The 24,028-nt window shown below is 59.5% G+C and carries 32 protein-coding genes and 1 tRNA gene; 4 read left to right on the forward strand and 29 right to left on the reverse strand.

Going from position 1 to position 24,028, the window contains the following annotated elements:
• Positions 1-85: 85 nt before the first annotated feature.
• The 24 genes from PHP59_RS05185 to PHP59_RS05300 all read right to left on the reverse strand — a co-directional run bounded on the left by PHP59_RS05185 (position 86) and on the right by PHP59_RS05300 (position 12,266).
• Positions 86-511, reverse strand: coding sequence for an uL15m family ribosomal protein (locus tag PHP59_RS05185; protein WP_300164624.1), 426 nt, complete (start codon positions 509-511; stop codon positions 86-88).
• Positions 512-516: 5 nt separating this feature from the next.
• Positions 517-978 (reverse strand): 50S ribosomal protein L30, encoded by a 462-nt coding sequence (locus tag PHP59_RS05190; protein ID WP_300164628.1) that lies wholly within the window; start codon positions 976-978, stop codon positions 517-519.
• The gene (locus PHP59_RS05195) at positions 978-1,595 is read right to left on the reverse strand and encodes a 30S ribosomal protein S5 (RefSeq protein ID WP_300164631.1); all 618 of its coding nucleotides are present in this window, start codon (positions 1,593-1,595) and stop codon (positions 978-980) included. Before PHP59_RS05195 ends, PHP59_RS05190 begins: the two co-directional genes overlap by 1 nt.
• 1 nt (position 1,596) lies before the next feature.
• On the reverse strand, positions 1,597-2,124 hold the full coding sequence (locus PHP59_RS05200; RefSeq protein WP_300164634.1) for a 50S ribosomal protein L18: 528 nt from the start codon (positions 2,122-2,124) through the stop codon (positions 1,597-1,599).
• A 1-nt stretch (position 2,125) separates the two neighbouring features.
• Entirely contained in the window at positions 2,126-2,578 is a 453-nt protein-coding gene (locus PHP59_RS05205) for a 50S ribosomal protein L19e (protein WP_300164638.1), read from the reverse strand.
• A complete protein-coding gene (locus PHP59_RS05210; RefSeq protein ID WP_366943729.1) occupies positions 2,571-3,014 on the reverse strand; it encodes a 50S ribosomal protein L32e in 444 nt (147 codons plus the stop codon). Before PHP59_RS05210 ends, PHP59_RS05205 begins: the two co-directional genes overlap by 8 nt.
• A complete protein-coding gene (locus PHP59_RS05215) occupies positions 3,014-3,538 on the reverse strand; it encodes a 50S ribosomal protein L6 (RefSeq protein ID WP_300164641.1) in 525 nt (174 codons plus the stop codon). The genes PHP59_RS05210 and PHP59_RS05215 overlap by 1 nt, the downstream gene beginning before the upstream one ends.
• Before the next feature lie 9 nt (positions 3,539-3,547).
• Entirely contained in the window at positions 3,548-3,940 is a 393-nt protein-coding gene (locus PHP59_RS05220; RefSeq protein WP_300164644.1) for a 30S ribosomal protein S8, read from the reverse strand.
• Positions 3,941-3,949: 9 nt separating this feature from the next.
• Complete coding sequence (locus PHP59_RS05225; protein ID WP_300164647.1) at positions 3,950-4,108, reverse strand: 30S ribosomal protein S14; 159 nt, start codon at positions 4,106-4,108, stop codon at positions 3,950-3,952.
• Positions 4,108-4,617, reverse strand: coding sequence for a 50S ribosomal protein L5 (locus PHP59_RS05230; protein ID WP_300164650.1), 510 nt, complete (start codon positions 4,615-4,617; stop codon positions 4,108-4,110). Before PHP59_RS05230 ends, PHP59_RS05225 begins: the two co-directional genes overlap by 1 nt.
• Entirely contained in the window at positions 4,617-5,339 is a 723-nt protein-coding gene (locus PHP59_RS05235) for a 30S ribosomal protein S4e (protein WP_300164653.1), read from the reverse strand. Before PHP59_RS05235 ends, PHP59_RS05230 begins: the two co-directional genes overlap by 1 nt.
• Positions 5,340-5,705: a 50S ribosomal protein L24 gene (gene rplX, locus PHP59_RS05240; RefSeq protein ID WP_300164656.1), complete on the reverse strand. Its 366-nt coding sequence runs from the start codon at positions 5,703-5,705 to the stop codon at positions 5,340-5,342.
• Between the two features lie 11 nt (positions 5,706-5,716).
• Positions 5,717-6,115 carry a 50S ribosomal protein L14 gene (locus PHP59_RS05245; protein ID WP_300164659.1) on the reverse strand — a complete coding sequence of 133 codons (399 nt, stop codon included), beginning with the start codon at positions 6,113-6,115 and terminating at the stop codon, positions 5,717-5,719.
• Between the two features lies 1 nt (position 6,116).
• On the reverse strand, positions 6,117-6,437 hold the full coding sequence (locus tag PHP59_RS05250) for a 30S ribosomal protein S17 (RefSeq protein WP_067048220.1): 321 nt from the start codon (positions 6,435-6,437) through the stop codon (positions 6,117-6,119).
• Positions 6,438-6,447: 10 nt separating this feature from the next.
• Positions 6,448-6,723 (reverse strand): ribonuclease P protein component 1, encoded by a 276-nt coding sequence (locus tag PHP59_RS05255; RefSeq protein WP_300164663.1) that lies wholly within the window; start codon positions 6,721-6,723, stop codon positions 6,448-6,450.
• On the reverse strand, positions 6,720-6,932 hold the full coding sequence (rpmC, locus tag PHP59_RS05260; RefSeq protein WP_300164666.1) for a 50S ribosomal protein L29: 213 nt from the start codon (positions 6,930-6,932) through the stop codon (positions 6,720-6,722). The genes PHP59_RS05255 and rpmC overlap by 4 nt, the downstream gene beginning before the upstream one ends.
• A complete protein-coding gene (locus PHP59_RS05265; protein ID WP_300164669.1) occupies positions 6,932-7,648 on the reverse strand; it encodes a 30S ribosomal protein S3 in 717 nt (238 codons plus the stop codon). Before PHP59_RS05265 ends, rpmC begins: the two co-directional genes overlap by 1 nt.
• 1 nt (position 7,649) lies before the next feature.
• A complete protein-coding gene (locus PHP59_RS05270) occupies positions 7,650-8,111 on the reverse strand; it encodes a 50S ribosomal protein L22 (protein WP_300164672.1) in 462 nt (153 codons plus the stop codon).
• A gap of 5 nt (positions 8,112-8,116) precedes the next feature.
• Positions 8,117-8,530: a 30S ribosomal protein S19 gene (locus PHP59_RS05275; RefSeq protein ID WP_300164675.1), complete on the reverse strand. Its 414-nt coding sequence runs from the start codon at positions 8,528-8,530 to the stop codon at positions 8,117-8,119.
• Positions 8,531-8,539: 9 nt separating this feature from the next.
• Positions 8,540-9,256, reverse strand: coding sequence for a 50S ribosomal protein L2 (locus PHP59_RS05280; protein WP_300164678.1), 717 nt, complete (start codon positions 9,254-9,256; stop codon positions 8,540-8,542).
• 10 nt (positions 9,257-9,266) lie between these two features.
• Positions 9,267-9,515 carry a 50S ribosomal protein L23 gene (locus PHP59_RS05285; RefSeq protein WP_067048201.1) on the reverse strand — a complete coding sequence of 83 codons (249 nt, stop codon included), beginning with the start codon at positions 9,513-9,515 and terminating at the stop codon, positions 9,267-9,269.
• 2 nt (positions 9,516-9,517) lie between these two features.
• The gene (gene rpl4p / locus PHP59_RS05290) at positions 9,518-10,261 is read right to left on the reverse strand and encodes a 50S ribosomal protein L4 (RefSeq protein WP_300164683.1); all 744 of its coding nucleotides are present in this window, start codon (positions 10,259-10,261) and stop codon (positions 9,518-9,520) included.
• A gap of 7 nt (positions 10,262-10,268) precedes the next feature.
• Positions 10,269-11,282: a 50S ribosomal protein L3 gene (locus PHP59_RS05295; RefSeq protein ID WP_300164686.1), complete on the reverse strand. Its 1,014-nt coding sequence runs from the start codon at positions 11,280-11,282 to the stop codon at positions 10,269-10,271.
• Positions 11,283-11,861: 579 nt separating this feature from the next.
• Positions 11,862-12,266 carry a Tfx family DNA-binding protein gene (locus tag PHP59_RS05300; protein ID WP_300164689.1) on the reverse strand — a complete coding sequence of 135 codons (405 nt, stop codon included), beginning with the start codon at positions 12,264-12,266 and terminating at the stop codon, positions 11,862-11,864.
• A gap of 133 nt (positions 12,267-12,399) precedes the next feature.
• Here PHP59_RS05300 and PHP59_RS05305 point away from each other — a divergent pair, with 133 nt between their 5' ends.
• Entirely contained in the window at positions 12,400-13,242 is an 843-nt protein-coding gene (locus PHP59_RS05305; protein WP_300164692.1) for a F420-dependent methylenetetrahydromethanopterin dehydrogenase, read from the forward strand.
• A gap of 474 nt (positions 13,243-13,716) precedes the next feature.
• Here PHP59_RS05305 and PHP59_RS05310 read toward each other — a convergent pair whose 3' ends face one another.
• Positions 13,717-14,637, reverse strand: a complete 921-nt coding sequence (locus PHP59_RS05310; protein ID WP_300164695.1) for a galactose-1-phosphate uridylyltransferase — start codon at positions 14,635-14,637, stop codon at positions 13,717-13,719.
• Between the two features lie 126 nt (positions 14,638-14,763).
• Complete coding sequence (locus tag PHP59_RS05315) at positions 14,764-15,753, reverse strand: 5,10-methylenetetrahydromethanopterin reductase (protein ID WP_300164697.1); 990 nt, start codon at positions 15,751-15,753, stop codon at positions 14,764-14,766.
• A 391-nt stretch (positions 15,754-16,144) separates the two neighbouring features.
• Here PHP59_RS05315 and PHP59_RS05320 point away from each other — a divergent pair, with 391 nt between their 5' ends.
• Positions 16,145-17,995 carry a tubulin/FtsZ family protein gene (locus PHP59_RS05320; RefSeq protein WP_300164700.1) on the forward strand — a complete coding sequence of 617 codons (1,851 nt, stop codon included), beginning with the start codon at positions 16,145-16,147 and terminating at the stop codon, positions 17,993-17,995.
• Here PHP59_RS05320 and PHP59_RS05325 read toward each other — a convergent pair.
• Together PHP59_RS05325 and PHP59_RS05330 are read right to left on the reverse strand one after the other, a co-directional pair.
• Positions 17,988-18,941 carry an NrpR regulatory domain-containing protein gene (locus PHP59_RS05325; protein ID WP_300164703.1) on the reverse strand — a complete coding sequence of 318 codons (954 nt, stop codon included), beginning with the start codon at positions 18,939-18,941 and terminating at the stop codon, positions 17,988-17,990. The genes PHP59_RS05320 and PHP59_RS05325 overlap by 8 nt on opposite strands.
• Positions 18,938-19,375 carry a dCTP deaminase gene (locus PHP59_RS05330; protein ID WP_300164706.1) on the reverse strand — a complete coding sequence of 146 codons (438 nt, stop codon included), beginning with the start codon at positions 19,373-19,375 and terminating at the stop codon, positions 18,938-18,940. The genes PHP59_RS05325 and PHP59_RS05330 overlap by 4 nt, the downstream gene beginning before the upstream one ends.
• A gap of 134 nt (positions 19,376-19,509) precedes the next feature.
• Here PHP59_RS05330 and PHP59_RS05335 point away from each other — a divergent pair.
• A tRNA-Arg gene (locus tag PHP59_RS05335) sits at positions 19,510-19,581 on the forward strand.
• A gap of 23 nt (positions 19,582-19,604) precedes the next feature.
• Here PHP59_RS05335 and PHP59_RS05340 read toward each other — a convergent pair.
• A complete protein-coding gene (locus tag PHP59_RS05340) occupies positions 19,605-22,703 on the reverse strand; it encodes a VWA domain-containing protein (RefSeq protein ID WP_300164709.1) in 3,099 nt (1,032 codons plus the stop codon).
• A 326-nt stretch (positions 22,704-23,029) separates the two neighbouring features.
• Between PHP59_RS05340 and PHP59_RS05345 the strand changes: the two genes are divergently transcribed.
• A complete protein-coding gene (locus tag PHP59_RS05345) occupies positions 23,030-23,308 on the forward strand; it encodes a hypothetical protein (protein WP_300164712.1) in 279 nt (92 codons plus the stop codon).
• Positions 23,309-24,028 lie beyond the last annotated feature (720 nt).

Below are 24,028 nucleotides of genomic sequence, written 5' to 3' on the forward strand. Positions count from 1 at the left end.
GGAGACTTCACCGCAGGCATTGCCGCGAGCAAAGGCTCCATTCTATCCAGCAGATTCCCCATGGTTCCACCAAAAAATGAGGGGCTCACTCGGTCAGAGCCTGACCGCCAGCCGCCTCAATCTTTTCTTTTGCCTGTGCGGAAAACGCCAGTGCCGTCAGTTTCAGGGCATGGGTTACCTGACCGCCGCCGAGCACCTTCTCGACACCGAGGTCGCAGAGGTCGATCGCAATAAGATCGCCCTCCTGCTCGGCAAGGCCGGCCTGGACAAGGAAATCGGCCACCTGGTCGATCTCCCCGATGTCCAGCACCTCGACGTCCTCCCGAATCTGGTTCACAAAGCCGTTCTTGCCGTTGTGAACCTGACCCGCAAGGAGGAAGTGGCTCCAGCGGTGGTCCCTGTGTCCTGCCCGTCCCCTGCCACCGCGGTTACCTGCACCACGGCGATTCTTGTGCGTGCCGCCACCGCAGGTCCTGGACCCGCGGAACTTTGAGCGTGTGTTCGTGGGCATCGCATTCACCTCATCCTGTAGAGGAGGTCGTTGATCTCCTCACCGTAGTTTCCGAGCGCACCGCCCTGCTGGAAGGTGCGCTTGATCGTCTTGAAACCCTTTCTCGGGGGGTGGAGACGGAGGACCGGCTTCAACTCCGGGATGTCCTGCACCGTTGCCTCGCCCCGGCAGAGGGCAGCCGCGAAATCTTCGATACCGGCAAACGTCGAGTGCTCCCTGACATACTCGTCGGTGAGCTTCACGTTCCCGGTCAGGCGTCCGCGGGTCGAGAGAACCGTTGAAACGGTCTTCCCGTCCACCCCACCATATGCGACATAGTCCTTGACTTTCCGGATCATACCGAGGTATGCCGGGGTGTCAGGGACGAAGACGCAGTGGTTGATGTGGTGGAGACGGAGCATCTTGAGAGTGTCCTTGATATCCCAACGGGTGTTGACCACGCCGCGGACCTGCACAACTGCGAACATTACTCCGAACCTCCGGACCTGATCATGGTGGTGGCTTTCAGCGCGTGGAAGGTCGCCTTTGCATAGTTGATGGTCGTCCGGGTGTTGCCACTCGTGGACGCCCAGACATCCTTCACGCCTGCAAGGCCAAGGACCTTCTTGCCGACTTCACCGGTCACAAGGCCGATACCCTGCGGTGCCGGCATCAGAGTAACGCGGACACTGCCCGCCTTACCATGAACCTGCATCGGGATGGAGTGGGCGGTGTTGCAGCCGCACTCCCAGCTCCCGCACCCGCGGCGGACCTTGATGATATTGGTCTTTGCGTTATCAATTGCCTTCCGGATCGCATTGCCGACCTGGGCGTCCTTTGCCTGCCCGAAGCCGATGTATCCATTGTGGTTCCCGACGATGACCACGGCCCTGAACTTGACACGCCGCCCTGAGTCGGTCATCCTCTGAACCATGGAAATGTCGATGACCTCGTCCTCAAGATCAGGCAGGAACGTATCCACGATCTGGTGCTCGCGGATGGGCTTGCCACTCTCAAGCACCTCATCGATGCTTGCGATCTCGCCGGCGGCGACCGCCTGGCCGAGGCCGGTCAACGGAACCCAGGGTGCCTCTTCGTACGCCATGTCACTCCAGCTCCTTCATGATGGCCTTCGCCACTTCTTCAACATTCTCTACAAGATTCCCGGACTTTTCAGGAGCGTATGCTGCGATGACCGCACCGCTGGTCCGCTCGTCGTCGGGGAGAATCGTCTCGCCGTGCGGCACTTCAAGTCCGGCCTCGACCGCACCCTTCAGTGCGGCAAAGACGCGGGCCCCCTTCTGTGCCCGTGCAAGCCCGATATCCAGGACTGCCTCGTCGTAGCCGGCTGCAAGAGCCTTCCTCGCAAAGAGCATCCCGGTCAGGTATGCTGCCGGGGTGCTCGAAGTCGAGCCCTGGTACCCCAGTTCGACAAGTTCCTTGGAGTATGCCGACACAAGCGTCCGGTCACCCTCAACTTCAGGAACGACGAGCTGAATGATGACCTGGCGGTTGGTCTTGCGGACGACCATACGGGGGGTGTCGGAGAGGAGGAGCTTCAGCCGCGCGTAGTAGTCGGTCCGGCCCTCCTTTCTCCTTCGGAACGGAACAAAGTATCGTGCTCCGGTCGCCATTTTATTCTATCCTCCCTTTCATCATTTCAACATGGGTCTTCAGGTGCGCCCGGCTCCTGAACTGGCCGCCTGCTGCCCGCCGGTACAGTCTCCGGTAGGTGTGGCGGTCAACAGTGCCGTCTTCCCGCATCTCGCGGAGCGACGACCTGATCGCCCGAATTCTCTGGATCCACTGTCTCTTGGAGGGTGTGCGTGCGCCTGCCGTGCCCTTCCTGTTGCCGTAGCCCTTCTGGTGGCCGTACGAACGGTTTGCCGTCCGTGCACGGACCCGACCGCGGCTGTTGCCCTTGACGGTTGCCGCCTTGACAACGCCTTCTTCAGCGAGTTTTCTGATCTCCTCGCGGGAGATCGCACCCTCGATGTCGGTGAGGCGGGCCGGGTCGAACCAGACACGGTTGACACCGCACTTCAGGACAGCGGCGGCGATCCGCTTCTGCGTCGAAAGGTCACTCATCTGCCTTCGCCTCCTCCTCTTCACCTGCATCCGCTTCTGCCGCCGCCGGAGTCAGGTCCTTCGCATTGAGAACCTTGATACCGGCTTCCATGGCCTTCTGCTGGATAACTGCGCGCTTCTTCATTCCGACACTGCCGGCGATCCTCACTGCCTCGAATTCGGGTTCGACACCCTCGAGGTCGGCAGGGGTGTAGGCGAGCACTTCATAGTAGCCGCTCGGGTGCATATACCGCACGGCGAGCGGTGCGTTGTAACCCGCCTGGGGCTGTGCGCCCTTCGCCTTATACTGCCTCCGCTGCTTGCTGGTGAGGCCGCGGGGTCTCCTCCAGGAGTCCTTCAGCTTCGCTTTAGCGTGAAGGCACTGGCGCTGGAACGTGCACCCCTTTCTCTGGGAGCGAACACGAATTAGCCGATTCTTATCGTCCACCATCTCCATCACGCCTTCTGCACAATGTATATTCCGTCCTGGAAGACCCGCGAGTCACGGTTGCGGACCTTGGTCGCCCGCTCGATCATCGCTGCAGTCGATCCGACGACGTCCTTGTCGATCCCGGTGAGGGTCAGTTCGTCGTTTCCGACCTTGACAGACACGCCCGGGAGGATCTTTGCATATCTCGCCTGCTTCTCGCCAAGGAAGTTGTTGACCTCGACGATATCGCCCTTGAGCTTGATCTGGATAGGGAAGTGGGCGTAGACCACTTTCATCCTGTACTCATAGCCGTTGATGACCCCGTCGAACATGTTCTGGACATGCGCAGCGTGGGTCCCGACCATGGCAATGATCCGCTTCCGGCTCGATTCGGTGGAGATGACAACCTCGCCGTCCATGATGACGACGGTGACACCCGGATAGCGGAGGTCGCGCACAAGCTCGCCCTTCGCACCCTTCACGGTGAAGATAGTCCCGGCAAGCGTTGCCGTAACCCCGTCCGGGATTGTTACTCTTCTCTCAACAACCATCGTCATCCCTCAGTACACGAACCCCAGAAGTTCACCGCCGATACCGGCGCGACGGGCCTGCTCGTGTGACATGACGCCGCTGGAGGTCGACATGATCAGGATGCCAAAGCCCTTTGCCGGGAGATACCGGTTTTCCCACTTTTCCATTTCCTCAAGGGCCGTGGAGAAGCGGGGGGTGACCGCACCACACTTGTTGATCCTGCCGACCAGTCCGATCCTGAACTGGCCGCCGCGGCCGTCCTCGACGTACTCAAACTCGCCGATGTAGCCGGATTCCTGCATGATCCCGAGCATGGCGCCGACAAGTTTGCTTGCGGGCTCGACGATGACTGAGGACTTGCCGCCGTCGCTGGCGTTCTTGATGGCGCTCATCGTATCTGCTATCGAATTCAATCGTGCCATTTTTCCACCTCAGTTCATCTTCTTAAAGCCCATCTTCGACGCCCACTCACGGAAGCACTGCCGGCAGAACATGATGTTGTACCTGCTGACAAGGCCCTGCTTCCGGCCACATATCTGGCACTTGTTTGCGCCGTGTCCTAATTTCTTCTTACTTGCCTCGTCTGCCATCACTGCACCTCCATTCCGTAGCGCTCCTGCACAAAGGTCATCGCCTCTTCACGGGAGACACGCTGGCCTGAGGGGAGCTTACGCGATGCGACGCGCCTGCGGGCGATCCGGACACCGGGCTTCTCAAGGACGACATTGACGTCCATGCCATAGATGCCGATCTGCGGGTCATAGGACTGGCCCGGGAAATCGGTGTGCTCTTCGATACCAAAGGAGAAGTTGCCCCCCTTGTCGAAGGCGCGGCCCGCGATCTTCTTCTCGAGGATCGCGAAAGCGGTCTCGACGAAGTCAAAAGCCTTCTTGCCTCTCAGGGTCACCTTCGTGCCGATCGGTGCGCCCTTCCTGACTCCGAAAGCCGGCTGGGTCATCTTCGCAATGGAGCGGACCGGCTTTCCGCCGGTGATCTCCTGGAGGATGGTCTCGCCCTTGACGAGCCGGTCGCCACTTTCGCCGACGCCCATGTGGACGACAACCTTGGCGATGTGAAGTTCCTGCATCGGGTTCGTCATCAGGCCTCAATCCCCCATTCAGCAACTGCAGAGGCCTCGCGACCGATCATGAAGACGTTCTCTTCGATCGTCTCGAACGCGACCGCATTCTCGTCCTCAAGGGCGATGCGATTCGGCGTGCTGCCCGGGGAGACCCGGATCTCGGTGATCTTGCCGATCCTGCCGGAGTGCTGACCGCCGATGACCATCGCCATGTTGCCGACGGCGAAGGGGTAGTGGTCGACGATCGTGAAGCGCTCTTCGCCCTCGAGGGCGAGGACGATCGAGTCCTTCGGCTTGTAGGTGTTGTCGGCAAGGACATTTGCACCGTACAGGAGGTTCAGCTGGACCTTTCCACCCTTGACGGTGGTCTTGTCCGCGATCTTGCAGAGCCGGGTCTTTGCGGCTTCGGCGTCGATCTCAATCGAGACCAGGCGGCCGGCCTTGTTCATCAGGATCCGGTAGTGCTTGTCCATCTTCGGGATGGAGATGATATCAAAGATCCCGAGGCCGATCTTCGGGTTGGTGACTGCCTTGCCATTGACGATGATCTGGCGCTGGCCGAGGATCCGCTTGACCTCCTTCATGTTGCCGGCAAGCCCCATCTTGTCACGGAGCCAGACGGCGACCGGGAGAGCACCGGAACGGTGCGGGCCCGGACAGGTCTTGGTGATGAACGTCTCCTCTTTCTTTGCGATCTGCCAGGACGTCGGCGCTGTCAGTCTCTTCAGGTGATATGACATTTACTTCCTCTCCTCCAGCTTCGCCACCCGGCGCGGGTCTTTGGTGTTCAGCTTTGTCACCATGACATTCGAGGCGTTCACCGGCCGCGGGACTTCGGTCCCATCGGTCTTGGTGACCGTCACGCCATGGACCTGGAGGGTTCCAGTCTTCGCGTGCACGCTGTCAACGACACCTTCGGTCCCCGCGTGGTCGCCGCGGAGCACCTTCACCGTGTCGCCGGTGACGACGCGGACGGTGCGCTTCTTGTACACCTCACGCAGTTCCTTGGCAAGGGGTGCCGAGAGGAACATGCTCATCTGGTGTGAGGGTGCGTTGTAGCGCGCTTTGCGCTGCTTTCTGGGCTGCTTACTTGCAATCCGTACCATACCACAACACCTCACACGATGATCGTTGCCGTCGAGCCGATCTTCGGGAAACGCTCGGCGACCTCACGGGCGACCGGACCCTTGATCTCGGTGCCCTTCGGTTCGCCGCGTTCGTCGACGATCACGACGGCATTGTCATCAAATCCGACACGCAGACCGCTTGGCCGGCGCATCTCCTTTCTCTGCCTGATAACGACTGCCTTGAGAAGTTTGCGCCGCATGTCGGGCGTGCCCTTCTTGACCGAAACAGTCGCCACATCGCCGATACCGAGCTTCGGCTGTCTCCTCCGAACACCGTGGTAGCCGTCGACCGAGACGATCTCGACGACGCGTGCACCGGTGTTGTCGGCACAGACGAGTTTGGTTCCGGTTGCGACCGAGCGCGGGATCCGGGACAACTTTGCCTTCATCTTAGATCACCTCGACCACGACGAAGTTGGTTGTCTTGGAAAGGGGCCTGCACTCGGCGATCTTTACCGTATCGCCCACCGCGAGGGTGAGGCACGGGGGCAGGTGGGCGTGGTACTTGGAGGACCTCTTCTCGTAACGGTTGTACTTCCGCACATAGTGGAGGTACTCACGTCCGACGACCACCGTCCCATTCATACGGTCGCTCACGACCTTGCCGGTGATCACCTGGCCGTGCACCGGCAGGGTGCCGTGAAACGGACAATTTACGTCGCTGCATTCCTTCTCAGGAACAGGGACGTTTAACCCAATATCTCTCGCCATTCTCTATCCTCTATCTCTTGTTGCGCATGCTGATCCGTTTTTCAGGTCGTGCCACGAGGGCAGACCCGTCCACTTCGGCGCGAACTCCCCCGGGGAGGGTGAAGAGAAAGACACAGCCTTTCTTCTCCACCCTTTTGGTTCCCGACGGGGTGAGGATCACCAGCATATTGCGAGTCTCATCCATAATCGGGCCGGAGATCCCGACATATGCGGGGTTCCCGGCCTTCACCACAGAGACTGCAAGCCCGATCAGTTCGTGCCAGAGGAGGGTCTGCGCTGTGATCATGCCTGTTTACCGGCCCTCCGTGCGTTCTGCTCGGTCTGGATGCGAGCGATGGTCCGCCGCACCTCGCGGATGTGCCCCGGATTTTCCGGGGCGCCGCCCGCACTGACCTTGCCGCGGCCCTGCATCAGATCGAGCTGCAGCTTCGAGAGCTGCTCGGCCAGCTCCACGTCGGAGAGCTGGTGGACCTCATGTGCCCGGAAGATCGCCATTACTGTTCCTCCTTAAATTCGGCTTCAGGAGCCTCGGAGAACTCAGCAAGTTCTGCATCGACGTCGTCGCCGAGATCGGCGAGTGCTTCGACCTCTTCTGCCGCGGCCTTCGGAACGACCTTCGGCTCGAGGACTTCGAAACTGTCGGGGAGCTTGGCGTCGCCCGGAACGATCATGACCCGGACACCGATGATGCCGAGTTTCTTGATCGCAATGGCGTAGCCCTTCTCGACGATCGTTTCTGAGGGTTCACCGCAGTGCTTGATGTAGCCCTGGATAAACTTCTGGACACGGGAACGGGCACCGGTCAGCTTGCCGGCGAGGATGACCTCGCAGCCAAGTGCACCGGAATCCATGATCCGGCGGATGGTGCTCTGCCCGGCCTTCCTGAAGTACCAGCCGCGCTCAAGGGCGGTGGCAAGGCGTTCGGCCATGATCTGAGCGTTCAGGCTCGGGTTTGCCACCTGCTGGACTTCGACCTGCGGGGACTCGATGTTGAAGTTGGTGGCAAGGTCCTGGGTGAGCTGGCGAACCAGCTTGCCGCCCTTGCCGATGACGATACCCGGCTTCTCGGCGAAGATGGTGATCTGCGTGCCGAGAGGGGTACGGACGATGTCCATGCCACCGTAGCCGGCGCGCTTCAGTTCACGGGAGAGGAACTGCTCGATACGGGCCCGGGTGACACCTTCACTGACGAATTTCCGCTCAATTGCCATCTTACTCCACCTCCCTGAGGATCAGTTCGATGTTGACGCTCTCGCGCATCTTCGGCGTTGCCCTGCCCATTGCACGGGGGAAGACACCACGCGTGCTGCGGCCGCGGTTGGCCATGGCATGGATGATGACGAGTTTCCTGGCGTCAAGCCCGGCATACTCGCCGTTCTTCTGTGCCGCCTTGATCAGGGTGATGAACTCGCCGGAGGCCTTGACCGGGTACCGGCCGGCATCCCAGCCGACAAGACCCTTCTTGTGCGCCACGTCCATGTTGAAGCGCTTGAACGGGATCGCCTTCTTCTTCGCGACGACGGCCTCGAGGTACTCGAGGGCCGCATCCGCCTTCATGCCCCTGATAAAGTGGGCAATCTCAATGGAGTGCTTCGGAGAGACGGAAACCTCGTTCGCCTTGGAGCGGGCGAGGTTTTCACCCTCAATCTGCATTGAATATCCGATTCGTGCCATTGCCATCACTTCAGGGGTACGTACTTGGAGGACCTGGTCGCACCGATACCGGCCGTGCCGTGGGATACTCTCCTTCTGGTGAGCGAAAACTCACCGAGGTAGTGGAATACCGACTCCGGCTGGAGTTCGACGGCGACAAATTCCTTGCCGTTGTGGATCTCAATCGTCTTTCCGATCATCTCGGGCATGATGATCATGTCGCGCAGGTGAGTGCGGATACCCTCGTCGCCTGCCCGCACCTTCGCAAGGAGGCCCTCATGGTCCCGTGCAAGCCCGCGGTTGAACTTCCGGCGTGCCCTGGCCGGCATGAGGGGGACAAGCTCGCTTGCTCCCATCTGCTGGAGCTGCTCGATCGTGTAGCCCCGGTAGGTGAATTCCTCACGCCGTCTTGGCAGCCGCTTCTGCGTTTTCTTTGCCATTCAATCCCCTCACTTCTTTGTCCTGCCAGTCCTGCGGGCAGCGATACTTCCGACCTTGCGTCCCGGAGATGTGCCGCGAGCGACCGTCTTTGGTCTGCCACAGTGCTGGTGACCACCGCCACCGAACGGGTGGTCGATGACGTTCATCTTCAGACCGGATGACCTGGGCCACTTCTGGGCCTGCGACTTCATCTTGTGATATTTGTTCCCGGCCTTGACGAAGGGCTTCTCGCCGCGACCGCCACCGGCAACGATGCCGATAGTGGCCATGCACAGTTCGTTGAACCACTTCTGCTTGCCGCTCGGCATCTGCACGGCAACCCTGCCGCTGGACTTTGCCGCGAGCATTGCCTGAACACCGCTCGCACGGACGAACTTGCCGCCGTCGCTTGGCCGGGCTTCGATATTACAGACGAAGGCACCGATCGGGATGTCTCTCAGGGAGAGGGTGTTGCCATTCTGGATCTTGGCTTCGGCACCCCATGCAACCTCATCGCCGATACCCATGCCCTCGGTAACGAGCATGTACATCTTCTTCCCTTCAGCGAGTTCGACGAGGGCGATCGGGGCGTGACGTGCCGGGTCGTGCTCGATGTCGAGGATCCGTCCGTTCACGTTCTCGGTGCACTTGCAGGCGTGCTTCAGCTCAGCCTTGTACTTGTGAGACGGCGCCCGGTAGGTTGGGCCTCCGCGACCGCGGTTCTGCTGGATAATTCTATGTCCCATCTCCACCACCTTACATGACGCCGAGCCGGCTGAGGATCTCCTCGGCGGCCTTTTCACTCTCAAATCCGATGATGGCCTTCTTCTGGCCCTTCATCGTCATGACGGTCCGCACAGAGGCGACCTTCTGGTCGAAGGTCTTCTCTATGGCGCGCCTGATATCGTCCTTGGAGGCGTTGTTGTGCACGAGAACCTGGATCTTGTTCTCATTCTCGAGCATCATCATCGCCTTTTCCGTAACATACGGATTTCTGAGCACCATATTTAGTCCTCCATCCTCTTGAGGGCGCTTTCGGACCAGATGGTCAGGCGACCGGCATGGGTGCCCGGCGCGAGCATTTCGACGTCGAGGTCGTAGATGCTGACGGCGTCGACACCGGCAAGGTTCTGCGCTGCACGCAGGGGTTCGTCACCGGTGACGATCAGGACACTCTTGCGACTCTTGTACCGGCGGCCACGCGTCTTGCCGCGGCCTGCACGGACCTTCTTGCTGTCCTTTGCACGCTCGACATCGGCATAGACCCCGAGTACGGAGAGGGCCTTGATGACGTCGGCAGTCTTTTCGATTGCCTCGAAACTCTCGTCCACGACGAACGGGGCTTCACCGTCAAAGAGGTGGCCACGCATCTCGACGAGGTCGGAGATCGCGGTTGCGGCGATTGCCGACCGCAGGGCCATCCACTTCTCCTGCTTGTTGATCTTCAGCACGAGGATCTTCGCGACGACTGGCGGGTGTGCTTCACGGCCACCCTTGGCCTGCGGAACCTTTGCTGCTCTCGAGCCGTTCTTGAGACGGGGCACATGCGATACGCCGCGCCCTGATCCCCAGCCGACCGCGGAACTCCTGATGCCGGCAAGCGGGTCGGTGCCATGGGGCTGGAACCGCTTGCTCTGGATAGAGAGCACGGCCCTCTTGATGAGGTCGGGCCGGTAATATTCGTCGAAGACGGACGGGAGTTCGATTTCACGGACGACGGATCCGTCGATTGATCTGACATTTGCTTTCATCCGCTCTTCACCCCTGCTTGCTCTCAAGGCTGACATAGTTCACAGACGGTGCCCTGACAGTGTGTTCGCCCTGCCGGATCGCCGGGCGGATGCGCACGAGACGCTTGACCGGACCCGGGATCGAACCCTTGATCATGACATACGGGTTCTTGACAAGACCGTAGTGGAGGAAACCACCTTCCGGCACGACTTCGGAACCGTCGGTGCCGACTTTGATGATCCGCTTGTTGAATTCGGTCCTCTGCTGGTAGCCCATCTGGCCCATCTGCGGGACCTGCCACCTGACGTGGTGCGGGTGCCAGGGGCCGAGGTTGCCGATGTGGCGCTTCTTGCCGCCGCGGGAGTGCTTTCTCTTCCGGACCATGATGCCCCAGCGCTTGACCGGGCCCTCGGTGCCCTTACCCTTGGTAACGGCGGTGACATCAACATACTGCCCTTCGCTGACGAGGGTCAGGGGGTCGACTTCTTTGCCGAGGAGTGATGTGGCGAGGGCGAGGCGCTCTGCCATGGAGCCGCCGTCGATCCTGGCCTCCATCAGTTCGGGAGCCTTCTTGGGGATACTGGTGACAGCGGCGGGCTGCGTGTACACGAGGGCGAAGATCTCGGTGACCTTGCCTGCAGCGACGTCGTCCTGGATCGCCTTGAGTACGGCCTCACGGTCGTGTTCCTTCGGCATGGTGATCCGCTTTGCAAGGGAGGGGTCGAGCTCCTCGGCCCAGGCCTCGGTCAGCGGGTGCCGGCCATAACTGTCAGTGGCGTATGCGCGCACGGCGGCGACCTTCACCTTCGGCACCTCGACGATGGTGACGGGGACCATGATCTCCCGTCCCTCAGTCGGGCTGCTCTTGTGGTCATCCACCATGATGACGTGCGTCATACCTACTTTATACCCTGCAATACCCTGCAGCATGGGCTCGCCATCGTGCCTGGGCCAGGCCTGGTACTTCGGTACCTGGCTCTTTGCCCGCTTGCGCGGGCTGTAGGCAAGTGAACCCCTGCGTGGTCTGTGTACGTTCGGCATGTTCTAATCAATCCTCTGCGTTTGGTTCTCTCCGAGATTCCCAGGTTTCCGCCAGGACTGTACAAACACTTGCGAACGGGACCACAACGCTCGTATCCCCGGTGGGATGACGATCAGGCACGCTCTCCGCACAACAGGAGTTACTCCTGTTGTGGTGGTGTCGGGAGTGATGTGCCGCGTGTGGTCTCCAGTGTGGAGATCATTCTGGTGTGCACCAGAATACCTCGTCTCGCGAAGAGATCCTGATCTTGTGCACGCCGGCATATGCCGGCAGGGCTCGTCTGCACTGACGGAGGCCCGGCGCACGGATCAGATCCAGCGTCTGTCTTCTCCTTGGGACTGCTCTAGTCCTTCTCGGTTATGCCCCCTATCGGGGCAGCCGGGGCATCATGCCCGTCCCCTGTCGGGGGGACCGGCAGTATTATCCGCCAAACGGTTACAGAATGGCCACTCTACCACCATGTGGCCATTATTCTGTGCCCGGTTGCGCAGGATACCATCGTCTCCGGTTCTCTAATTATTCCCCGGAAACGAATATAAATCTTCCCGTATTCTCCGGGACGCGGGGAGGGTCCGGGGTCAGCCGAAGAAGAGGTCGCCCTCTCTATTGATGTAGACCTCGACGTCCTCGCGGACGTACCTGGCCCTGAAACGGCTCGGGTTGGAGTCGTGGATCCTGTTGATCAGTTCGAGGGTGTTGTACTTCACCTTGATCCCGAGTTTTTCCGCCTCCTGGAAGATGAGGTTGGCCGCTTCGATGAGGTCGGTGCCGGATTTGATGGTGCAGAGGTGTTCGGAGTCGAGGGTATAGAGAAACTCAAGCGTCTCTTTTGCCCTTTCGATATTTTCGTACGCCGCTTTTTCAATGGTGCAGACGTTTGCCTTCGAGGTCTGGATGATGTCGGCAACCTGTTGCTGGGTGAGGCCGGTCTTGCGGTACCGGAGTACTTCCTTCTGTCTGTCGGTGAGGAGCCCCTGTTTCATTGAATATAACTTAACATACTGGGACTTAAACACTTCTCTTTAACATCGCGCGACCGGAACAGACAGGCTTTCACAATCTTTATATGAGATTTCACCGATACTATGTCTGTTCTCTAATTTGAGAGGTGTATAGATGGTAGTTAAAGTAGGAATTGCAAAACTGGGCAACATTGCCAGCGGCGTCATGGCAGAACTGCTCCTTGACGAGCGTGCAGACCGTGAAGACATGCAGACCTTTATGGCCACTTCCGGCACCAAGCTGCAGCCCGAGGACATCGAACGTGTCGTCAGCACCATGAAGGCATGGGTCCCTGACTTCTGCATTGTCGTTTCCCCGAACGGCGTCCTTCCGGGTCCGAAGGGTGCCCGCGAGTCACTCGCAGAGGCAGGTATTCCGTGCATCGTCATCACCGACGACATCACCACGAAAAAGGACGACTTCGCCGCACTCAAGGAGAGCACCTTCGGCTACATCATCATGAAGGCTGACTCCATGATCGGTGCCCGCCGCGAGTTCCTCGACCCCACCGAGATGGCCGACTACAACGGCAACCTCGTCAAGGTCCTCGCCCTCACCGGCGCGTTCCGCAAACTCCAGATGGAGCTTGACAAGGTCATCGACCAGGTCAAGGAAGGCAAGAAGGGCGCAGAACTCGTCCTCCCGAAGGTTGTCATGAACTCCGACAAGGCAGTCGACGGCGAGTTCTCGAACCCGTACGCCCTCGCAAAGGCCCGCGCGGCCTACGAGATCGCCCAGGCTGTTGCCGGGGTTAACGTCAAGGGCTGCTTCATGACGAAGGGATTCGAGAACTACGTCCCGATCGTCGCTTCCGCCCACGAAATGATGCGCCAGGCCGCAGTGCTCTGCGACGAGGCCCGTGAGATCGAGAAGGCCGGCGACGCGGTGATCAGGAAGCCGCACAAGAAGGACGGTATCATCGTCTCCAAGACCGCACTCATCTCCAAGCCCGAGTAAATACTCACAAAATCTTTTTTCTCTTTTTTTAAATCTGGACGACAGACCGGGGGCGTGCGCGCAGGATCCCGGAGGCAGGACATTTCTCTCTATCGAGACCGGGGTCCAGCACAGGATATCAGGGATATCCTGCAGGTCTTCGAGTGGTTCCTCGGCGAAGAGCGTCGGTGAATGGTAGGGGAGGAGGGCAGTATATCGGCGTAATTCGCGGGGGACTACGCCCCCGGACCCCCGCTCAGGATAGGGGGTTGGATGGTAATCTCCTTCCTCAGGATATCTTGTTCGCTCTTCCCGGGACCTATCCTATTATGGGGGTCCGGGGGCAAAGCCCCCGGTGGAAGACTATGGGAAGGCGGTGGGTCGAGGGCTCTCTCGAAGACCAAACTGTTTCTCGAACTCACGGGCGTTCGTTCCCCGCTCAGGATAGGACCGGGAAGACAGACCGGGAAATCCCGGGGAGAAAGATTGCCTCTCTCAGCACCCGCTCTCCCGGAAGTACCGGCCGAACTCCTCGGGGAGGGTCATCACTACCGGTTCGAAATGGAGGCGTTCCATGAAGGCCGAGTCTGTCATTGAAGACGGGTTCGGGTTGAGCCGCGCGATGATCGAGCAGACGGCGGAGAAAGAATCGGCATCATCGGTTGCCCCGCAATACAGGGCCATATTGAAGGCGCGCGTGCCGAGGGTGCGGTAGCAGTCGATGACCCGGAGGATCCCCCGGGCGAGAGGGCGGATGCAGGGCCCGATATCGGCGGGGGAGGCGGCCGGCAGGATGCCACGCACCTCGCGCTCGCCGACCGGCACGGCACTTGCAAACCAGGGTATCACGTCCTCGAAGAGGAACCGGTCGGTGGCGACCTCTTCTTCGACGAGGTCGGCCCAGTACGACCGGCCGTGTTCCCGGCAGTATGCCCGGCTCCCCGCGAGGTACCGGCCCTGGAGGGAGGTCGGGCAGGGGTCGGCGATCCCCTGGAGATGAGGGTGGGCGATGCTCGCCCCGGCAGAGGGGAGATAGTTCCAGTTCAGCGAGACATAGCTCCCCTGTCCCTTCACCCCGTCCAGCAGGCCGGAGAGGGCGTCGGACACCTGGTCGACGGTAAAACGCTCGACGGCATGGGCACGGGTGATGACGGTCACAAGGTGCCAGTCGGCATAAGGATAGAGGTTCGGGAAGGTGACGCTCTCGCCCCGGTGGATCCGGGTGCCGTCGTCAAAGGTGGGGGTCTCGCGTTCCACCCGCCCCGGACAGAAGGGACAGTCTCCGGGGGGCGTGCCGGCATAGGGCAGACCGAGGTTCCGGCCGATCCGCTCAGGGGAGATGCGTGACGCGATTCCCGTCAGGGCCTCCCGGCGGACCTGGACCCTGCCGCTCGCATACGTGTCGACCGAAAACATGCCTGCATCCTCCGGTAGGAGGGAAGACGTGATAAAAGCACCTCTTTGAGGCGTTAGCGGCGGATGGAAAATGGAGGATAGGGATATCCCCCAAAAAATATTGCTGCAGGAGACCTGCAGTCAGGTTCAGACAACGTACTTGCCGAGCAGGCGGATCGAGTTGGTCATGTCGGGGCCGAGAGGGGACCCGAAGATGATCTGGGTGACACCGGCCGCCTTGAGGTCATCGCACTTCTGCCTGACCATGTCAGGGGTACCGGCGATGGTGAAGGCGTCGATCTCGGCGTCGCTGACGAGGCCACCGACGGCCTTGAAGTCGAAGCGTCCGAGGGCGTCCTTGATCTTGGCGACGTTGCTCAGGTCGAGTCCGTGGCGCTGGAGGAGTGCCGGCGGGGAGCCCGCGGCGATGAAGGCAGCGACGATCTTGGCGGCGTTGCGGGCCTTCTTCTCGTTCTGGTCAATGGACATGGCGGTGTACGCACCGACATCGTGCTTCTTCCGGCCTGCGGCTTCCTGGGCCTTCTTGATGATCGGGATGGCGATCTCGAAGTCCTTCGGGTTGGAGGCGTTGATCAGGGAGCCTTCACCGATCTCACCGGCGAGCTCGAGCATCTTCGGGCCCTGGGCGCCGACGTAGACGGGGATGCCCTTCTTGCCGGGGAGCTGGACGCCGGTGAGCTTCGCACCGTCGTAGTCGAAGAACTCCATGTCGCCGGTCTTCTTGATCTCTTCACCGCTGCAGAGGCGGCGGATCTGGGTGATACCTTCCCTCAGGCGAGCGACGGGCTTCCCACCCGCAATCGCAAGCTTCGGAAGGGTCGAGAGGTCGCCGGGGCCGATACCGAGGACTGCACGGCCGTCGGAGATCTCGTCCAGCGTGCACATGAAGGACGCAATGGCCGCCGGGGTGTCGGTGAAGGTGTTCATGATACCCGGGCCCATCTTGATCGAGTCGGTGTTCGCTGCGATCATGGCAAGGGTCGGGTAGCAGTGACGGTTGTTATAGTGGTTGGTGATCCACGCGTAGTCGATGTCCTTGGACTCGGCAAGCTTGACGTAGTTCACGACCTGCTTGACGTTAATGTTGCCTGGCACAAATTCAATTCCATAACTCAAGGCATTTCACCTCAGAGAGAGTAGTTATCGCACAAAGATAAAAGTATTATCATTTGCCCTGAGAAGAGAGAGAAATAAACGCTTCTTACTTGAGATTGGAGTATCAAACGGATATAGTGCCTCAAGTGTTTCCCTATCGCGGAGGAGCGGGCGAAACGCTAAAAGAGAAGTATTTATGATCATCAGCACAAATACCCAAGAGAGTACGCAACCGGAACCCGGTCGCCGTCCGCGAATGATCCGGGGGCACGCACCAGGCATCCATTCTTTTTCCAGAAAGGTGCGATGCAGAGGGGGGGAAAACGTGTTCCCGGTATGCGGGTCAGGCACAGGGCAGACCGACCGGTGATGGAGGGTGCCGCCCGCCCGAAACGGGGTGGAGAGAGAATACATGCGGGTCTTGGCAATAGGACTGGGGGGTGCAGGCAGCAGGATCGTGGACAGGCTCTACGATCACGACCGGAGGAGCAAGGTCCTCTGCATGAACGCACTCGTGATCGATTACGACTCCAATACGCTTATCCAGCTTGAGCACCTTCCCGAGGAGTCCAAGTTATTCTTCCCGCCGATTGATCCGTCCTTCACCTTCGATGTCGAGACGGTCGTCGATATCGAAGAGGTGATGACCTGCATCCAGAAGGTGGACACCGTCGAGATCGACGCTATCATGGTGATCACGGGCCTCGGGGGGACAATGATCGATACCCTCCCCCAGATCATCCCGCAGTTGCGCCAGTCCTTCGTCGAGCCGATATTTGCTGTGGTCACCCTGCCGTGCAGGGATGAGGGAATAAAACGGGCCGCCAAGGCCGCAGACGACCTGGAGATGATCTCCGGGCTCGTGGACGGCACGATCGTCTTCGACAACGAAACCTGGGCGGGACGGGTCCGCTCCGGGGATGAACCGGGCCGGACCGGGTTGTCATCGAAGATTGCAGGACGGAGGGGCTCCTTCATGAACCCCCGCAGGATGTACTCCCTGCTGAACGACGAGGTCGCCCGGAGGATCGGGCTCCTCCTGCGTGCAGGGGAGTTCAATGAAACAGGCCTCGATGTGGGCGAACTCGTCCTCGACGCCGGGGAGGTGCTCAACACTCTCAGTGGTATGGGGATCGTGGCCGTCGGCTACGCTGCCGAACGTCTCCCCCCGGGCCCTCTCGAATTTCTGACACGGTGGAGCTCGGCCCGCAATTATATGGAGGGGTCGAAGAAGCGGGCGGCACGGATCGTCTCCCTCGCAAAGAAGGCGGTATATGAGGAAATATCCGTGCCGTGCGACCTTACGAGTGCCGAAAAGGCGCTGGTCCTCATTGCCGGGCCTGACAGAGAGTTGAGCATCAGGGGATTTGTCACGGTCAGGAAGTGGATCGACCGGAGCATCGCCGGCCTTGAGATGCGTTCAGGTGACTACCCGATCAAAAACACTCGCTTCGTCGGGATCATCATCGTGCTGTCAGGTGTGCAGAATGTACCCCGGATCGACGAGTTGAAGGTCCACAGGGAAGAGTACAGGCAGGAACTGGAGGAAGAGGCGGCCAGGGAAGCGGCGGTCGAGGCCAGAGGGCAGAGGCCCGCGGACTTCGATGAAGATGCGGAAGCGGAGGCAGCTTTTTTCACGGGGTACTCAGGAAGGGATCCTCTTGCACCGGGAGGAGGTGGGATGGAGATGACTGAAGAAAAGGACGACATGATCGCAATCGCAGGACAGAAGCGGAAGAAGGAAAGAGAGGATGGAAAACTCCGGATCCACCTCTCCAGCGATCATCTGAAAAAAACCGGAGACGACGAGGGGGCGGTGGTGGTGCCCGGCGCGAAGAAACAGACGCCCGGGGATATGACCAGGATGACCTCTGTCGGTCTTCCCCAGGCCCCGAAGGACTCCGCTCTCGGGATCGGGGGACAGTTTTCGGCCGTGAAAAAACCGAAGGAGATCGAGGAGACCGGTTTCAGGGTCGAGGCGATCCCTGCGGCAAAGGACGATGTCCTCTCCGGGGAGAAGGTCAGCCTGAAATGGGTCGTGAAGAAGGCGAAGGACGACCTTCTGGGGAATGATGCGGTGCTCCTGAATGATCCGGGCACCCGGCCGATCGACGATGTCCTGAGGGGGGGGATGCACCTGGCCCCGAAGCAGAAGCCGAAGGAGATAGAGCCGGGGCGCGGAAAGATCACGGGCCTGGAGACAAAAAAACAGGAAGAAGAGGAAGAAGAAGAGAGTCAGGACAGCATCGAGTGGATCAGATAGACGTGATCCGGGAGAAGGGGATGTTCCCGGCGCCGATTTCTGTTCTGATCGAACAGCCCTCCTCGACGGCATGGGCGATGAGGTTCATGCCGGAAAACGAGGCGATGGAGAGGCGGTACGGGTCTCTCTGAAGGTTAAAGATCTTTTCTCCGGTCGTGAGCGGGAAGACGAACCCGACCGACCGCATGTTCGCGACGATCTCCTCCACTTTGTCCTGTGCGGGGAGGGGTACCTGCCTGATGTTGGCAAGGGCGATGCCGTCGCCGGCCGTGACATAGGCATGGACCGAGGTGAGGCCGGCGGCGATGAAGAGCTGGAGGGGGTCGATGCTTGTGCCGCGATACGCGAGGAGGTCGAGGAACTGCATCGGTTCGTCCTTGCTGATCGCGATTCTGCCGCCATATTTCATCTCGACGGGAATGCCCTGCCTCTGGAAGACGCCGTCCATTGTGACCGAGCAGACGGTCATGAATCCGGTGTGGTCGGCGGGTATGCGGGGGTCGCTGTTGGTGATGCCGTAGGCGTCGAAGAACCCGCACCCTGCGGCGATGACGGCGTCGAATGCTTTCCTGACCCGGTCGACTTCGGCGTCAGGGACGATGGAGAGGTTGTAGGCGACGTCGCCGGTGCCGCTCCGGGGGTCGAAGGTTGTCCTGACGGCGAGTCTTTCGAGTTTAGAGATGACGAAGCCGATGCGTTCGCCGACGAGGGCGTTTTCTATCTCGGCGATGCCGTTCGGCGTGAGGATGCGGCCCCGGTTTCCGATCTTCTCAGTAAAGCCCATCTCGTCGAGGGAGCGGAGGTAGTACTGGACGGCACGGTCGGAGAGGACAAAGCCGTGCTCGGCCATGAGTTCGGAGAGGCGTTTCGCTCCCATCGGTTCGGGGTGTTCCTTGAGGAGCCTGAGGATTTCGATGCACTTCCTCTCTGTCCTGATCCCGCTCATCGTGCCCTGACCACCCCGGTGCTGTCCTGATACCGCCCGCTGTAGGTGCCTGCGCCGTCGCCGACGTCGTGGAGGATCATCTGGACGACGCGGTCGCCGGCTGCAAGCTGGACGGGGTCCTCGCCCATGTTCGTGAGGCAGAGGGTGAGCTGGCCCCGGAAGCCGGGGTCGACGAAGCCGCCGCCGAGGAGGAGGCCGCGGCGCGCGTAACTTGACCGGCACCTGAGGGTGGCGGCGACGTCCGCCGGGATCTCCACGTGTTCCATGCTCGGGACGAGGGTGCACTTTCCGGGAGGGAGGGAGATGTCGGCGCCGGCCCGCAGGTCGTAGGAGGCGGGCTGGAGGGAGGCGTCGCCAAAGGGGGTGATGACAAGCCGCGTCCTCGTATCGTCTGCTCCGAGGCGGGACCGGATCTCAGCGGAAGAGAGGATCATATTCTATAGGGATGGTTCTCGAAAATGCTTAATAACTTGTGATATGATATATACCACTGTACAATTCATCCATTTCCTTCTAAATCGGGAGTTTTGCGGCAGGGGAATTGACGCCGCCGATGCTCCGGTTGCCTGGACCCATGGGGTAGAGGACATCCTTCTGGGCTTCGAACCCAGGGACGCGGGTTCGATTCCCGCTGGGTCCGTTTTTGAGATTTTCAAAAAAAGATTATTGCAGTCTGATCTTCGCATCGGTGGTGTTGCCGACGAAGAAAGAATCACGGGTTTCATTTTCTGCCGGCGGGGCGTCGGGCGCCGTGGCCCTGACCCGTATCCAGTACCGCGCTGTCGGGAGGTCGCGGACGTCGAGCGCGGCCTTTTCCTGACTCAGGCCCTTCTCCCGTGGGGCCACTGTCCCGAAGCCGACCCAGGTCCTCTTCTCGTCGGTGGAGTAGAAGAGGTGCTGGGTGGCCGTCTGGTTGCCGGTGTAGTTGAGGTTCCATGTCATCCGCAGGAAGTCGGTGATCGGGCCATTCTCGACCCGGTGGAGGTCGCCAACCCAGATATCCGCTGTGCCATTGCCGGGGTTGTTCACGGGGAGAGCGGAGATGAAGGCTTCCGGGAGGATGAGCGGCTCTGCACCATTGTTGAACGAGATCGTCGAACCGGGGCCGAAAATGGTGATGTTGCCGGTTTCATTGACCTTGAGGCGGAAGGTCGTCTCCCAGGTCTGGCCGAGGCGCACGGTGCCGATGTCGAAGTGGAGGTTCTGGTCTTTGTCCCACTGGGGGGTCTGGTCGATGGTATCATTATAGAGGACATCCCCGGTCCGGGTCTGGTTGTGGATATGGGTGGAGACTCCCTCCTTGAAGACATACTCGAAGACCTTGTCGCCGCGGACCGGGGTGCTGTTCACCCGGACGTTCGTGAAGTTGAGGTTCATCGTCGTGTTCACGCCGGCCTCGGTCTGGAGTTCGCCGGCGATCTCGGTGTAGATCCGGGCAAGGTCGTCGTCGGTGGTGGCATGGTAGTGTTTCCCGCCGGTCGACTCTGCAAGGATGTCCATCGTCTCCCATGTGGTATCGTTCTCTTTGATGTCGTCGGAGAACGAGATCATGTACAGGCGGATGTCGTTGTTCTTCGCGTAGACGGACATGTTCTGGTTGGTGTACCGGAGGCGGCCGTCATCCCATATCGTACGCCCTTCATTTGCCCACTCCCAAAATAAGTTCCCAAACTCCTCCCCGGGAGACAATTCACCGAGACCCCAGAAGTACGTATAGTCCCGGGCATCTATCTCCCCTGGATCATCACTAGTCGGAAGAACCGTCTCTATAAACTGATTAATCAAATATACAACACCCTTCCAAAGAAGTGAAAGAACACCAGATGGACGAACTAAAACAGGAAGATCTGTAGTAATGAAAAACCCACTCCCCCGGGCGAGCGGATCACCGTAGCAATTGTATTCGCCATCAGACATCAGGACCACGGCACGCACGGCATTGGATTCTTGATTTGGATTCTTCTTTATCTCCCCGATAGAGACATTCAGCGCGTTCCGCGTGGCGGTAAATAGCCTGGAGTCAATAACACCAATGCCATTCACGGTGGCGTTCACGTCCGAAGGATCGTTCAGTGACCGATCACGGGTGACACGAAAACCATATGAAACCAGGCCGATCCTATCCCTATCAGGATTCATCTGGGAGACGAAGGTCTTTGCCGCATTCTTTGCTGCATCCATCCTCGTCATGTTCGCGCCCGCATCCCTCTTGTTCATACTCAACGAACGATCGATCGCCAGCACCACATCGATCGGGTCCGCCTGGAGCAGACTCCCGTCGCCCTTCAGTCGTATGGTGACATCGACCGCCTCGCCTTTCGTGACCGTCCTGGGGGAGACGTTCGTCTCCACAGAGAGGTAGGGGTAGTTTTTCCAGGCGAGGGGGACCGGATGGGTCACATGGGCCTCTTTATATGTCCATTCAGCGGTGACATTGCAGGTGCCGGTGGCGTTCTGCACATAGCCCGTTTCGCCGCGGCGCGGGAACGCACCCGGAACAAAGATCACTGTGGCATAGCCGTCGTCATCGGTGACGGCGGAGGTGCTTCTGAGAACCGGAGCAGACCCCGTCGTAATGTTGTCGGAGAGCGAAAAGGTCACGGTCTGCCCCTTCACCGGGCCGCCCTTCACGTCCACGACCTTCGCCCGGATCTCGGCGGTCTGATCGGGATTCACGTCCAGGCTCGACATGGTCTGCGGAGAGGCGGTGAGCTGCATGTCCACAGGCTCGGTGCTCGTGAACTCGACATCGCACTGGCAGGTCACCGCAGGGGCGTCCTTCGAGGTCGCCGTGATATTCACCGTCCTGGGGGCGCTCTTGGGGCCGTAGGTGACCACGATCCGACCGTCAGAGTTGGAGCGGGGCGGCGGGTTCACGGGACTTTCCTCTGGATCGTTGGTTGAGATCAGGAGAGTCTGGTTGACCGACGGGTTTCCGTAGGCGTCTTTCAAGGTGTAGGTGAGGGTGAATTTTTTCTCGCCGTCGGCACGCACCCAGGGGAGGGGCGTGCCGCCAGGAGAGACATCACAGGTGATCGTGGCCGGAGGAGCGTTGCTGAGGCCGTAGAACGTGTAATATGCGTCGGCAATCGGATCAGGCAGGTCAACGTACACAATGTTCTCCCCCGGTTTCTTCGCGAGCCTGAGGGTCGCCATCACATTTCCCTTTTCGTCCACCGGGAAGGCGGCGGCATCACCAGAATCATTACCCTCGACAAGGAAGACGGCGGAGTTGTCCAGAGACCCGACGTAAAAGGTGACGGTCTCGGCATCCCTGCCCTCCGCCACCTCGTGCCGGTTATCGATGCGATTTTTAAATCTGTCCTCCATCGCAAGGACGATCTGCACCACCGATCCCGCCGTCGCCTCGCTCGTATAGTCCCTGAACGCAAGTTTGTACGGCGCCGCATGGTCGACCTTCTGGACGACCGTGCTCTCCGCCGCCACCGTGCCATCGGCATTCAGCGCCGTCGCCGTGATCGTCGCGTCCCCGCTCTTCTCCCCTACAGTGAACGTCGCTGTCGCCTGTCCTCCGGCTTCGATTGCCAGCGTGGAGCGGGAGAGTGTGCCCATCGTAGAATTGCAGGTGAGCACGACCGTCGTCTCACCGGTCGCCGTCACCGTGACATTCGAGGTGCCGCCGCTGCCGGCGACAAGCCATTCTGTATCAGTACTCAGAGAAATCTGTGTGTCCGCAGCGGCCGATGCCGAACAGAGCATCAGGACGCCGAGCAGCACAATGCCATAATATGATATTCGCATATCCTCGCCACCGTTGATCCATAAAATATCTGATACTAGATTAATGTGACGATATAATGCGGCGACCAAAATGCCACAAAAAGATTCACAGAAGATCAAAGAGATTTAAAAATGAAAATAAAGCGCAAAAAAAGTACAAAATATCAAAAAAGATGATTTTTTGCTATAAATACAAAATAGGAACCGCGATTATATTCGAGCATATCCCAAAAGTATCCTGTGCTTGATCAATCATCTGGATCGAGACGCTTCTCGGCCATTCCTCTGCCTTCCCCGCTTCAATCGCAATGCCCGGGGTTCGGGGGGCAGCGCCACCGGCGTGATTCATGGAGGAAGGCGGACCGATCAGATGTGCCGCCCCCATAGAGAATAAAGAGTGTTTCCTTGCTCTCTCCCGCCGGGGGGATACCCCCCGGACCCTCCCCGAAGAAGATAGGGAAGGGGCGGCAGCAATCTCTCGAACGACACCGTACTTCAGAAATTTCTTCCGGTCACATATCAAGGCTGGAGAGTTTTGGGATGACCTCATCTTAAATGTGCAGAAAAGGACGGCAAAAAACGGCTTTGTAGAATCGGGCATGAACCCCTGGCTCAAGCATACGTGATGAAAATTTCTCGTTGCAGTTCTCCTGAGTGCGGAGGGATACTTGATTCCTCTTCTTGCAACAGGGCACCTGAAGGATACTGTTCAATTGCCGCCCCCCGGCTATCTTCATCCGTGGGGGGTCCGGGGGGCAACGCCCCCCGGTGCGAGACGGCGGTGAAGATTCTGCGGTTGGGGGGCGGCACGCCTGATCATCACCCCTTCCCACATCTTCACGCCGGGGGCGCTGCCCCCGGATCCCCGGGACGAAGATAGGGGCGGGAAGGCAGAGAACCCGATCGTTCTGAGGGCGGTTTTGTTCTCCGCATATCAGGTATGAGAGAAATCTGTGTGTTCAAATTCTCATCCATAACTCCAGAATTGAACGTCTGGATCATTTTCATGGTAAACCCTCACCATTTCTGGGTACGAGCGTGACTCAATTGCCTTCCTATATCTTCGCGCCGGGGGCGCTGCCCCCGGACCCCCGGAATTGCGATTGGGTCAGGAAGGCAAAATCAATGAACACGAATGGGGATTTACCGTCCCCGGTCCTATCCTGATGCGGGGGGACCGGGGGGCGGCCAGCCCCCCGCAGAGATGCAATCCAGAGGATTTACCATGAAAATGATCCAGAAGATCCGTTCTCCGGGTTTTCATGAGGTTTTGACTCTCAACGAGCACCCCATGATGGAGATGGAGAGGACAAAATCACCTTCAGAAAAGGTTCGCCCTCTGCCTT

The sequence above is a fragment of the Methanofollis sp. genome, assembly GCF_028702905.1.
Lineage (GTDB): Archaea > Halobacteriota > Methanomicrobia > Methanomicrobiales > Methanofollaceae > Methanofollis.